The 14,469-nt window shown below is 26.6% G+C and carries 8 protein-coding genes; 4 read left to right on the forward strand and 4 right to left on the reverse strand.

Annotation, left to right across the window (positions count from 1 at the left end):
• Window positions 1-157: 157 nt before the first annotated feature.
• Window positions 158-2,362, reverse strand: a complete 2,205-nt coding sequence (locus tag Q0J69_RS03845; RefSeq protein ID WP_297204479.1) for an AAA family ATPase — start codon at window positions 2,360-2,362, stop codon at window positions 158-160.
• Window positions 2,363-2,492: 130 nt separating this feature from the next.
• On the reverse strand, window positions 2,493-4,244 hold the full coding sequence (locus Q0J69_RS03850) for a potassium transporter TrkG (protein WP_297204481.1): 1,752 nt from the start codon (window positions 4,242-4,244) through the stop codon (window positions 2,493-2,495).
• A 186-nt stretch (window positions 4,245-4,430) separates the two neighbouring features.
• Between Q0J69_RS03850 and Q0J69_RS03855 the strand changes: the two genes are divergently transcribed.
• Genes Q0J69_RS03855 through nagA form a run of 4 tightly spaced genes read left to right on the forward strand, consistent with a single transcriptional unit; the run spans window position 4,431 to window position 11,586 of the window.
• Entirely contained in the window at window positions 4,431-6,026 is a 1,596-nt protein-coding gene (locus Q0J69_RS03855) for a hypothetical protein (protein WP_297204483.1), read from the forward strand.
• A 28-nt stretch (window positions 6,027-6,054) separates the two neighbouring features.
• The gene (locus Q0J69_RS03860; RefSeq protein ID WP_297204486.1) at window positions 6,055-8,811 is read left to right on the forward strand and encodes an RNA polymerase subunit sigma-70; all 2,757 of its coding nucleotides are present in this window, start codon (window positions 6,055-6,057) and stop codon (window positions 8,809-8,811) included.
• Window positions 8,812-8,832: 21 nt separating this feature from the next.
• Complete coding sequence (locus tag Q0J69_RS03865; RefSeq protein ID WP_297204488.1) at window positions 8,833-9,606, forward strand: glucosamine-6-phosphate isomerase; 774 nt, start codon at window positions 8,833-8,835, stop codon at window positions 9,604-9,606.
• Between the two features lie 18 nt (window positions 9,607-9,624).
• Complete coding sequence (gene nagA, locus Q0J69_RS03870; RefSeq protein ID WP_297204490.1) at window positions 9,625-11,586, forward strand: N-acetylglucosamine-6-phosphate deacetylase; 1,962 nt, start codon at window positions 9,625-9,627, stop codon at window positions 11,584-11,586.
• 80 nt (window positions 11,587-11,666) lie between these two features.
• Here nagA and Q0J69_RS03875 read toward each other — a convergent pair whose 3' ends face one another.
• The gene (locus tag Q0J69_RS03875) at window positions 11,667-12,776 is read right to left on the reverse strand and encodes a GTPase (RefSeq protein WP_297204491.1); all 1,110 of its coding nucleotides are present in this window, start codon (window positions 12,774-12,776) and stop codon (window positions 11,667-11,669) included.
• Window positions 12,777-12,780: 4 nt separating this feature from the next.
• Window positions 12,781-14,463, reverse strand: coding sequence for a GTPase (locus Q0J69_RS03880; protein WP_297204492.1), 1,683 nt, complete (start codon window positions 14,461-14,463; stop codon window positions 12,781-12,783).
• Window positions 14,464-14,469: the final 6 nt, after the last annotated feature.

Below are 14,469 nucleotides of genomic sequence, written 5' to 3' on the forward strand. Positions count from 1 at the left end.
TTTAAATAATTTTTATATAATATGTAAAATACTTTTGAAACAAGTATAATACTAAAATTATAAAGCAAATAAAAATAAAGAATACAAACATTAAAAAATAACTACTACACTTTCACAACATCAATATTAACAATATAAATAATATTTGCGATTAATTTTAATTTATATTAATATTTTTATCTTTATCATCTTCATTTTTCTTATCATTTTGCTTATTTGAATCATTTTGCTTATTATTTTGTTTATTTTGAATATTATGATTGTTATAACTATTCCTATTATATTTCAAAAAATAATCAAATATCTTATAGAAATTATTTTTTGTTTCTAAATCTATATTGTCTTTATTTTGAATAATTGTATTTTTTAATAAAGACGAAGCCCTCAAAAGTTTATTTCCTATATTACTATTATTATTTTTATCATTATCTGAAAATAAATCTTCTATTATTTTTACACCATCAATTATTTCACTTAATTGAATAGAAATTAAATTATAATTAGTATTCAATTCATTAAATTTTTCCCCTGCATAATCCCCATCTGTAAGTATAACAGCATTTTTGAACTTAGATAATTTTTTTATTGTATTTTTCATAAGTTTTACATAATTATCAGATTCTTTTTTCTTTTCCTTTCCAAGTCCATTTATAGGTAAGAAAACTAAATTAATATTTCTATTTTCTTCATATTCCCTAAGTATTTTAAATGCAGTCAAATAATTATAATCTGTAATTCCTTCAACAAATATAACTTTATTATTAGGATTTGTAATTATATCCCTATGAAGAACACCAAATCCATTTATAATATCTTCCAATGTATCTACTTTATCGATATCTTCTCTAGAATTACTTATAGAAGTAAATTCATTGATTATCTCTACTCCAACCCCTTTTTCCTTATGCTTTATTATTCTTATCTCATCTAAAAAATTAACATCTATAAGCGAAGGATTATGAGTAGCTACAACAAATGTAACGCCATGCAGTCTTGCAAAATCCTTTAAAAACTTCCTTAAATCTCTTCTTGCAGGAAGCGATAAATGTGCATCTGGTTCATCCATTAAAACTATATCACCTGCATTGAGTAAATCTTTATGCAGGAAATTAAAAAATAAATTAAAGAACCATTTAAAACCTAAAGACTGCTTATCCAAATCTATAGCCTGCTTTTCATCATCTATATATTTATATGTATATAGAGAAACATCTATATCACCTAACGCTATATTAAAACAATATATCTGATTATTCTTATCTAAATTATAATATAACTCATTAAATTTTTTATTAACTACATTTTTTATTTTTTCATTGATTCTATTTTGATATTGTTCTCTTATAGCAGGATTTCTTTTTGATTTTTCATAAGCATCATTTATAATATCTATTTCTTCATCTATAGAATTCAATAAAGATTTGAAAAATTCTGACTTTGCTATATCTTCTTTTTTTACTGTTAAATCTTCTTTTTTTATAATATTATCTTTATAATAAAATATATTAGGAATCATATTTATACCATATTTTTCCTTAATATAATTTTTTATTTCTTCGCCATTTGAATTATATTTAGTACTAACTTCTTTATCATTTAATTTTTTATTATTTTCAATATCAATTTTATCTAAATCCTTAAAATCGAACGTTAAAGTAATTTGATGACAATAAATATTTTGTAAAAATACATTAATGTCATCATATATTTGTTTTAAAGAAGAATAAATATCTTTTATTTCAGAATACTTAGCAACCTCATCCTTATTTGAAGATATTAAATCATTATAGTCTTTTTCTATATTTTCAATTTTTTTAATATATTCTTCTGGCAGTATTTTAAAAAGACTGTTTCTGTTTATTTCATGCCTAATATAACCTAATTTATTTTTTACTTCTTGAATAGATAAGTTCAATACATCATATTTGATTTCTTTTTCAACATTATTTTCATTAGTATTTTTACTATCTTTTGGAATACAATCAATGTCTGGTTTTGTATTTACTTTATCATTATCAAGCTTTAATCTATAAAAATATTCTTTATCAAATTGTATCTTATCTTTTGAAGAATTTTTATGCTCATTTTCTCTGTATACTAACTGTATTTCAGGCAATTCATTATCATAATCTATAAAATCAGGAATATCATTTAATAATTTTTCAGATTTAAATCTTTCAATTAAATCAAGTATATTGGATTTTCCTACATTATTTTCACCGACAATAATTATCAATTCACCCATATCTTTTTTATCAAGAGAATTATTTAAATATAATAATTGTTCTTGTTCTTTAGATTGAGATTTATCAGATATTCCTATATTCCTAAAATTTTTTATTTTAATATATCTTCTATTCATAAATTTTCCTTTTTATTTTATAGATGTTATTATACATTATAGTAATTTTAATATTAAATTGCAAATAAAATAATATATATTAATAATATTTTTATTATTTTTCTAATTATTAATTAAATATAAAATTATTTTAACCTATAGTAACTTCGCTTGTAGGTAAATCTATTATACCATATTTACCCTGATCTATAGAGCCTATACTCATAAATAATGTAAGATAGCCTACACGTCCTATAAACATTAAAACTATAAGTATTAATTTACTCCATACTGTAACAGTAGGCGTTATTCCTAAAGTAAGACCAACCGTACTTATAGCAGATATAACCTCAAATAATATAGGAAGCATGCTTGCAGATTTTTCTATATAAAAAATAATAAATGCAGATAAAACAGAAATAAATATGGCAAGAGTAACTATAGCAACAGATTTATTAACTGTAATATCCTTTATCTTCCTGCCATTCACTACAATATACGGTCTATTCAAAATTGCTGTTATAACCGAGAACACAAATACAAACAATGTAGTAGTCTTTACTCCGCCTCCTGTACTGTTAGGAGAGGCCCCAACAAACATTAAAAATATTACTACTCCTATTGTAACACTGCTCATAGAATTGTACGCTATTGTTTCAAATCCAGCTGTTCTAGGGCTTACACTCTGAAACAAGGAAGCTAATATCTTTTCCTTCAATGTTAAATCTTTTAAAGCATTGGAATATTCATTGAAAAATATGAATACGCTTCCTACTATAATAAGCAAAACACTTGTATATATAACTATTCTAGCCTGAACATCAAATACATATCTTTTACCCTTTATTTTATTAATAAAAGCCCTTGATACTGTAAGCATTACAGGATAGCCTATACCTCCTAATATTATAAGAAGCATGATAGTAACATTAATCGTAATATTTCCTGAATATCTATGGAGGCTGTCGGTATAAAGTGAAAATCCAGCATTACAAAAAGCACTTATAGAGTGAAACACAGAAGAGAATATACGCATCGACAATTTATCATTAGTATCCATAACTATAAAAAGAGAAACAGCTCCAAGCAGTTCTATAATAAATGTAGATAAAAAAATGACTTTTACAGTAGATTGTATAATATCCTTGTTCTGAGTATTAAACATCTCTAAAGTTCTAACCCTATCCTGAACGCTTCCCTTATTCACAGAAAATAAAAGCACTATAGCCGAAATGGACATAATGCCTAGTCCTCCTATCTGTATAAGCGTTATCAATACTATCTGCCCAAATAGAGTAAACTCTTTAGATATATCTATAACGCTAAGCCCTGTAACACATACAGCACTTGTAGCTGTAAATAAAGCATCAACAAAAGATAGTCTTCCTCCTACAGTACTTAAAGGAAGATACAAAAGCAAGCTGCCCAATGTTATTACAAATATAAATGATGCTATAATCATCTGATATAACGTAAATTTAGAATATGACAATCTAAGCCAGTTTATAACTATAATCAAAAAGAATAGTATTGATCCTGATATTGTCCATATTATCCTATGTGAATATAAATCATAATATTTTTTACTGAAAAAATTAAGAAGCAGAAGACCTACTATTTGTATTATTGGAACTATTATGTATAATTTTCTTGGTGCTATCCTTATTTGGTCTATAAGAATAAGTACGAAAAATACTGTTATTACATTTATAATTTTATCATAATTATATATGTAAAAATTATAAATGCTTATTTGTCTTATCTGCATAAGAAGAACGAATATTGCAAATATGGAGCCTGCTATAGCCACCAAATTTGATATTCTCCTAAGTAATTCATCTATAGCCTGTATAATCGATTTATTAGGATTATTAACATTGATTTTATTAAAAATATTTTTCATAATTAATCTTACCCCCTATTAGATAAATATTTTAATATAAATTAAGCTATATGTAAATATATAATTTTATTTTATTTTTACAAATATATGTTATTATATAAAAATACAAAAATATTTTTTATTACTGTATTTTTAAATATTTCCGTTAATACTCATAAGGATTATAATATATGGCGGACAATTTATATGGCAACTAAAAAAACAAAAATAGATACAAAAACAAATGAAAAAAAAACTAAAACGGATGATGCTAAAATGGGAAGAATATCATACAAAGAATTATCTGAAGAGTTAAAATTAAAATTGCAGCAGTCTGAAGAAAAGATTGCAGAACTTAATCAAAAATATAAAAAAGTAGTAGATATACAAAAGAAAAAAATAGAAGATAAATATAAAAAAATTATAGAAGATTTAGAATCAAAAAAATCAATCCCAGCAAAAACATCATCAGCATCCAATAATGCAGAAATTACTAAACTTCAAAAAAGATTAGAAAAATTAGAGAAAACTAATCAAAAATTGGAAGAAGAAAAAAGAAAAATAGAATTAAAAAATGAAGAATTAAAACAAAAAACAAAAGAAGCATTAAAAGCCAAAAATGAAAGCACTGCTAAAACTATTAAAACTGATAAAGAATCATTAAAAGAAATAAAAGAATTAAAACAGCAGTTATTAGAATCAGAGCAGGAAAAGAAAGAATTAAAAGCAAAATTAAAAGAAGCTGTAGCAGATTTAAAAAATGCTCAAAAAAATACTAACAAATTGTCAAAAGAAGATAAAGAACAATACAAAGAAAATTTAAGAATATTAAAACAAATAGAAAAAGAATCAAAAGCATTAGATAAAAAAAGAGAACTCTTAAAAAAAGAGGAAGAAAAGTTAAAAGAAATAAGAGGCGATATAAAAAGTTCTGCTAAAGATATAGCATCAACAATGAAAAAGAGCTATGTTGCTTCTGATGATGATGATATTGAATCAGAATCCGGAGGCGATTTGCTTTCTAATATGGATGCCAAAACAGAAGAAGGCATAACAAAATTGGCTACTCTTTTATGTGCGGCTATGGATGATTACAGAGAACAGAAAGAAAAAGAAAGAGAAGAATTAGAAAAAGCTAATGAAGCAGATGAAGAAGTAGAAGCTGAAGTAAAACCTATAATTTCTGAAGGCGAAGACAGATTAAATAAAGCATCCGAACAATTAGAAAACTTAGTTGAAAACAGATTGGAAGATTCTGACAGTACAAAAGATGAAAATTTAGGAAAAAGACCATTTACTATTATTGATAAAATAGAAAACAGCCGCGTAGAAATTAATGAAGGCTACACTCCTCCAGCAGGCGGTCAAACTATAGCTGCAGCCCCTCAGGATGCACAGCAAACACCTCAGCAGGCTCAAGGACAGCAGCCTAATATAACTGTAAAAGTAGAAGCTCCTAAAGAAAGTGCTAAATTGGCTAAACCTGAAACTCAATTAAAACCTGCAAGCGAAACTCCTACTATGAGAATGAAGCTCTTAGATGATATTGATGATTATGAGAAGAAACTTGTTATCACTTACGGTTTTGATAATATGCCTGAAAATACTTATTACTCTAAATATAAAAAGATACTAAGAAATGCCGCTAGAATAAGTTTATTCGGCAACCTTCAGGAAGGACTTGAAATGTTTAAACTTATAAGAGATCAAAATATACCTGATGAATACAAACAAATGATAGATAAAAATATACAGGATATTACTTACTACTTAAGAGGTTTGCATAGAGTTAGAATGGAATAATAATTATTGCAGGACAGTAAATATTATAATGAAAAGTTTTATAAAAATAGTATGCATATTAATGATAATACCTATTTTATCATGCTCAAAAAAGAAAATAACAGATATAGAAATTGAAGCTGTTTATGATAAAAGTGATAATTCATATACTATTTCATATCCTGAATATAACAAGCAGTATCCTAAATTTATAAAACTTAAATATGGGAAAGCTGTAAAAGTAGATAACGGCATATCACTCACATACAACATAGATACTGATAATATACCTATGCAGCTAAATATAGAAACAGAAGAAAATAATGTAAAAAAAAGATTAACAATAGAAAATCCTTTAGTTAATAGAAATATAAATCTTACATTATATGCTACAAACTTTAATCCGCCTTTGGAAAAAAATAAAATAAGAGAATTATCTATAAGTATAGAAACTGTTGGGAATGCTGATACAAAAGATACTGTAAAAGTGGCTATTTCTGAATATGTAGAAAGAAATAGGATGAGAGAAAATATAGCATTGATACTTCCAGAAAGCGGACATACAGCTAAAAGCAATCCTCCTTTTATTATGATAAATAAAAAATCTCCATTAGTTAGAGTATCAATATCAAAAGAACCCTCATTTACATCAAGATATGAATATACATTAAGAAACAGCAGTTTCTTTTCTATGACAAATGAATTAGAAAACGGAAAATGGTATATTGCTTTTGATGAAAATGGAGATACAAACTTAAGAAGAGTATTTAATTTCTTTATAAATAATTCCAGTACAAAAATAATACCTATTACAAATAAAACGTTTAATATAAAAAGACCTTTTGTATTTATAGATAAACAGACATTTGAAATTTTATATAATTTACTATACTCACAAAACAGACTTCAGGCATCAACTCTGCTTAGAAATATAAATGCATTCAAATTGTACACTTCATCAAATATGGGAAAATGGTCTATTAATAATATAGCATATACAAATACTGATGATACTAATAAATTATATTTTGAAAATCTGCCTTCTCATAGCATGCTTATGTCTTTGAAAGGTGCATTTGAACCAAATAATAATTTACTAAAATATGAAATAAAACAGATGATAAGAGATATAGTAGAATTAGATGAAACAAATATAGAAAATTACAGCCATATTGAAGCTGTTAATATACTTGCTAATTCATTGTTAATGCCTTTTGATTTGATGTATGATGAATTTTCTCCTGAAGAAATAGTACTTATGAAGCAAAAATTCATAAAATACGGAGAGGTTTTATATAATTATATAATAGAAAATCCTTCAGAATATAAAAACAAAAGCAGCATTAAATATATAACAACATTAGGCTTAATAGCCATTAATATGCTTAATGAAAATGTAAATCAAGACCAAATACTAAATTGGCATTATTTCTCAATGAATTATGCAAATGGAATGATATTCTCTATGTTTGAAAAAGACGGAAGTTTTAAATCTTCAATAAGCGAAGCATTTGATACTATACTTCCTATAATGACTTATGCTTTATCATTAAGAAATGTAGGCATATTCGATGCATTTAGTTTGGAATCATTTTCAAATATAGGAAAATATTTATCTGTGGTAGGTTATCCTTCAGGATATACTTTGCCTATAGGATATACAGCTATATACAACAGAAGCAAACTTAGATTTGATACTGGTGCTAGAAATGCTGTTATGGAATTATTAAGTAAAATTTATATGAATCCGCTTTATAAAAATTATGCAGTATTTGCTCAAAGCGAGGCTGTTAATACTAAATATTTGCCTTATGTTTTAATTTGGAACAATTATTATCTTAGAGATAATGTACCTTCTAACCCTACTTTCCAATTTGAAACATGCTTATTTAAGAAAATACAAACAGCTATTTATAATGAAAATATAAAAACTTTAAATGAACCTTATATTGCAGTATATGCTAAAGGCTTAAATGCTCATTCATCTTTTGGGCTAAATCATAATGACAGAATGAGTTTCGTATACTATAATTATGGGGATTTCATTATAGATGAATTAGGATATAATTTTGATACTAATGAATATAATGCATTTGCTGATTCTGATTTTCATAATAATATTTCTATAGATAATTATAAAATAGAAGAAAGTGCAGGCAGTTATTCTTATATAGCAAGTACGACAAACTATTATAAAATGTTTTATGCTCATGCTCAGGCAAATCAAAAATATACATATTCTTTAACATTAAAAAACTATGACAGAAGATTCTATTATCTTAAGCCTAATATATTAATAATAAAAGAGGATATAGAGGCTCTTCCAGATATAACAAAAGAATATCATATTTACGGATATAAATATAAATGGAATGTGAACTCTAAACTTCCAATTACATTCGACAGTGAAAATAATCAATTTATAATAGATGGAAATTATTCATATACATATATAAACGTTTTATCAAAGGATGAACTTTATTATAATATAATTCAAACTAATATAGGACAAACTGCTCTTTACAGTGCTGAAGTTACTACAAAAGAAAATATCAAGAAATTTGAACCTTGGATTATGATAACTACTATTCCTAAAAATAATGTTCCTATTGGTATGAAAAGAAATATTATAAATACTAATATATCTGTAAATAACTTTACAAGTACTAACTTGAATTTTACATCTGGATACAAACAATACTACATTAATATAAATAACAACACAGATAATGATGACAGCACAAATAAAATAAACAATATAGTATATACAGAAAATAGGGAAAATGTTATAATAAGTTCGGATTAATTTAGTTTAAGGACTTATTTAATGAATATATATATTGCCGATTCATATAAAGACTATACTTCTTTTACAGCTAATCATATTCTTCGTTTCTTGGAAAAAAAACAGGAAATGAAGGACAAATTATATATATCTGTTTCAAGTGAATACGATACAAAAGATATTTATAAAGCTATAATAGAAAACATAAAAAATTATAAAATTAATTTTAAAAACATATTTATATTTCAGCAGTCAGAATATATAGGTCTTACTCAAAATAATATAAATAGTAAAGCATACTTCCTAAAAGAAAATTTAATTTCAAAGATTGATATACCAGAAGAAAATATATTTCTATTTGACGGAAGCAAAGATGAATCCCAAATGCAGAAACAACAGGATATCATAAACAATATAGGAAGATTTGATGTTATATGGTATTCTCTTACAGCAGACTCTACTTCAGCAGGCAATGAAAGAATGTCATCATTATCATCATTATTCAGAATAAAAACATTAAGCGAACACACTATAAGCGAGATAAAAAGCAGATTTGAAAATAATAATGATGAAGTACCTACAACTGTATTTAGTATGGGAATGGGATTTATTGATATAGTTGATACGGTATTATTAACATCATCTGGAATAGAGAAGTCTTGTTCTTTAAGAGATTGTTTAGAACATGGTATAAGCAACTCATCGCCTTTAAGTAAATTACAAAAGCATAGAGATGTTACTGTAATAGCTGATTATGAATCATCCTTGAGATTATCAAGTCAAACAGTATTTATGAAGATACAAAAGAACATATAAAAATATAGGAGAATATACATGAGAATAATTATTACAAATGAAAGCGTTTATGAATGGGCAGCATATTATACAGTAAAATGTATATTGGATTATTCAGATAACAAGCCGTTTGTACTGTCTTTTCCTTTAAGACATGTAAATAAAACATATTATCAAAAGCTACTATCTTTTTATAATGACAATATAGTATCATTTAAAAATATACATATAGTATCATCAGGAGAATATATAGATTCAAATATATCCCAGAAATATTTAGAGGATAATTTCTTAAAATATATAGATATACCAAAAGAGAATATACATTTATTTGACGGAAATGTAGCAAATAGAAAGGAAGAAGCTAGGAGAATGTCTAATATAATAAAAGAATTGGGAAATATAACATTATTAATAGATACATTGGCTGAAGACGGAAGTTTCTTACTTAACACACCAAGCTCATCATTAGATGGAAGCGTAAGAGATAAAAAGATAAGCGAAATTATAAGAAGCTATGAGTCAAAAAAATTTAATATGCCTATAGAGATGTTCCCAAAAGAAGGATTTACATTAGGCTTTGAAGAGGCATTCAATGCCAAATACGTACTTGTAATGGCTAACGGATATGATGTATCGGATGCTTTGGCACATTGTGTGGAAGGAGCTATAAGTCAATTCTACCCTACTTCTGTACTTCAGGAACATAAAAAACTTATAATTGTTGCCGATGAAGAGTCCAGCAGCGATTTAAAAGTAAAAACCTATAAATATGCTAAAAGTTTGGAAAGCAAAAGTCTTCATCCTAAAGAACTTATTAAAGGGCTTTATAAATCTTATTATGCACTTACTAACATTAAAATATTTGACGGTGAAAAGTTTATAGACGGACATTGTATTGTTATAGAAAATAATGTTATTAAAAGCGTTGAAAAAGAAATAGATGTTGATGCTGTTATTACAAGAATAGATTTAGGAGGAAAAATAGTTGCCCCTGGATACATAGATTTGCAGGTTAACGGTATAGGCGGATATGATATTAATGCAACTCCTACAGTAGAAACATTAAAAAATATGAATGAAGTTTGTCAAAGATACGGATGCACTTCATATTTGCCTACAGTAATTACAAACAGCGATGAATATATGATAAAAATCATAGATTTATTTAATAATATAGAAGATTTATCAGTAATAGGTGTTCTTGGAATACATTTTGAAGGTCCTTATATTTCTCATGAAAAAAGAGGCATACACAATGAAAAGTTTATAAGAGAACCTAATAAAGATATGATAGAAAAAATCAATGCCTCAAAATGCGTAATGGTTACAGTTGCTCCTGAAATGGTATCAGGAGAGGTTATAGAGGATTTTGCTATGGCTGGAAAAGTAGTGTCTGTAGGTCATACTAATGGAACATACAATGAGATAAAAGAGAAAATACCTTATGGAATAACTTTTGCCACACACTTATTTAATGCTATGCGTCCTTGGGGTTCAAGAGAGCCTGGTGCTGTTGGAGCGGTACTTGAAACTAAAGACATGTATGCTGGTTTAATATGCGACGGAGTACATTGCGATTTTGCTTCGGTGGAGCTTGCATACAAATTGAAAACAGGTCATATATGCATAGTTACTGATGCCATAGCTCCTGCTGCTGCACCAGAGATAAAAGAGTATATTTGGGCTGGAAAAAAAATACATAGGGACGGCAACAGACTTATCGATGATAATGGAACTTTAGGAGGCTCAGCAATAACTATGAGTCAGTCAGTTAGAAATGTGGTTAATCAGGTTGGTGCTGCTGTAGAAGAGGCTTTGAAAATGGCATCACTCTACCCTGCTCAGGTCATGGGGATAGATGATAAATACGGCAGAATAAAAGAAGGATATATTGCTGACTTAGTTATACTAGATGAAAACCTAATAGTAAAAGGTGTGGTATTTAAAGGAAACTACAAAGAGTATAATTATGACCATGAATGGGTAACACATGCTTAATTATTAATTTGTGAAATAAAAAGCGGTAATATATCTACAAAAATATATTACCGCTTTAATTTTATAAAAAGTATTATTAATTATTCTGGTAATTTATAATCATCTTTATCTTTTTTGGCTTCAATAGATTCTTTAGCATATTTAAATACTATATCAGCAAATGATTTTACTTGTTCCTCAATATCAGTATTACCATTAAGTATAGCTTCATATAATTTATAACATGCAGCACTAACAGCCTCCCCTAAAGCAGAAGTTAATAAAGAAGCTACACTTCCATTAATAACTCCTCCAAAGATATTTAACCCCGGTATAAATTTTAACAACTGACCTACAGCTGATTTTCCTAATACAGTCATTATTTGTCCTATAATTCCTCCGCCTGTACCAGAAGTAAGAATATTTTCTAAACCTTTTAAATCATAAATATATAATATTCTAGCTATCATTCCCATTTGATTAAGAACTAAAGCAGGAGCATCCGCAAAAGGCACAGGAATAAATCCAACCCCAAATGCCAAACCTAAATGCTGTAATATAACTCCATGTGCTCTGTTCCATTTTTCTTTTAATGAAACTTTTTGTGCTGATATAAAGCCGTCCTGTAATATGTCAGGCAATTTTTTTATTGAATCAGTAATAAGCTTATTAAGTTCATTTTTAAATAAACTGTCATTAGATATTGAAGAAGTTTCATATATATTGATATTCTCGATTTCTTTATTTACTGTTTCTTTTAATTTTAAAATAGTATCTTCTGAAACTAAATCGCATTTTGTAAATAAAATACTTACTATTAAACCATTTTCTCTAAATCTTTTAATAGTATTAATATCAAAATCAGTTACTTTATGACCTGAAGAAGCTATACAATACCAAACTAAATGAATATTTTCTTTTGTATTAATAACATCATCTTCAAATTTTTTTGCTTTTTCAGTGCCTACTTCATAACCCGGACTGTCAAACAATACAACACCAGCATCATAATCTTCATACTTCTCTATAGAATCAGTTACAGGCTTTCCCATTCCTGTTTTTGCTAATTCTTGACCAAATATTTTATTTATTAAGCTGCTTTTACCTACGCCAGTACCGCCTGCCAAAAGTATATTAGGCTTTTTAACACCTTTCTTAAACTTTTCAAATTCTTCTAAAATTTTTTGATTAATTTGTTCTTCTATTGACATAATATTACTCCTTTTTATTATTTTCTAATCTATTTTTAAGTTCTTCGTCTGATTTTTCTAAAATTTCATTAATTGCATCTCTCAAATTATTTTCAAATTTTTTATTTTCTTCACTTGAGATATTTTCTATAATGCCGTCAGCAACCCTATCTATAAAATAATTAATATCTTCTTTTTTTCCAGATAAATTATAATGAATCAGCCTTCCTATATCAAATAAACCTCCAATCACCGTAGCAAGAATTACAACAGGAGATACGATGATTGTTGCTAAAATGCTTCCTATTACATCCCCTATATCAATAACTACATCACTAATAAGAAGATGAGAAAATAAATCAACAACAAAAGAATAAAAACCATAAATTTCATGATCATTTCCAGAAAATATATCAATATCTTTATTTATACTATATAATGTTTCCGAAACCTTATAATATTTTTGTATGCTTGTTTTAACATATTCTTGCATATTATTTTTTACTAATGTATCAAATTCTTCTTTTATAGAATCAGATAATTTTTTCAAATCATTTTCTTTAAAATCTTTCTTTTTTAATTCATCTCTTTTTTTATTTATATCAATTTTTATCTTTTCTATTATATGCAAAGGTATTCTGTCAATAAATATTTTTCTCCAAGAGGCTAATATTGAATATTTGTACTCTTCTAATCCGAAAGGCTTAGGAGTTTCTTTCATACCTCTTTTTATTTCAGGTGCTGCCCCTACGGCTATAACAGTTTCAACACCTGTTTCATTTTTGATTATTTCAATAAACTCTTTCTCTTTCTCTTCACTTAGCTGATCTGCCTTTGTGAGAGCTACTATAACATTATATTTATCTTCTAAAAACTGTTTAATAATATTTATATCAAAATCCTGTATCTTAGCTCCTCCAGCCTGTATACAGTAAGTTACACTATGATACCAGTCTTTCATATCTTTGTCTACAGAACGGTATTTTAATTCTTCTTTTATCATATTATACCATTTATCAGATTTACCTACTTCAAGTCCCCAGCTGTCGTATATTACTACATCTTTTCCATCTATAGTTTCTTCATGAGGAAATATACCTTCAGGAGTACAAGGTTTTCCAATGCCTGTTTCTTCTATTTTCTTACCTACTAAAGCATTAAGTAAAGAACTTTTTCCTACACCTGTCTGTCCTAAAACCAATAAATTTAATTCTATATAATTTTCTGTATTATTTCTTTTGAATGCTCTAAATACTGCTTTTTTATATTCTTCAACGCCGAAATAATTATTTGCTTCAATATTTGATATTGTAACTATTCTGTAACATTTTGTTTTTTCTTTTATATTTTTTACCAATTCCGTTAATTGTTCTTTTACTGATAAATCTGATTTAGTTAATGCTATTATAACACTATATTCATCAATGATAATTTTTTTTATCATTGATGCATCTTCATCAGATATTCCTATTGAATTTGAAGATACACAGTAAGTAATAACAAATGAATTTTTATCAGCACTTTCCAAAAAGATTTGAAAATTTGTATTACTTTCAAATATAACAACATCTCTATTATCAACTTTTACTTCTATAGGATTATCTGAAGCCTTAATATTATTTCCAACAAAAGAATTAATCAATGCACTTTTACCTGAAGCATGTTGACCTAAAATTAATAAATTTAATTTTTGATTATTTTCCGACATATTTAA

This window comes from uncultured Brachyspira sp., assembly GCF_944388875.1.
GTDB lineage: Bacteria > Spirochaetota > Brachyspiria > Brachyspirales > Brachyspiraceae > Brachyspira.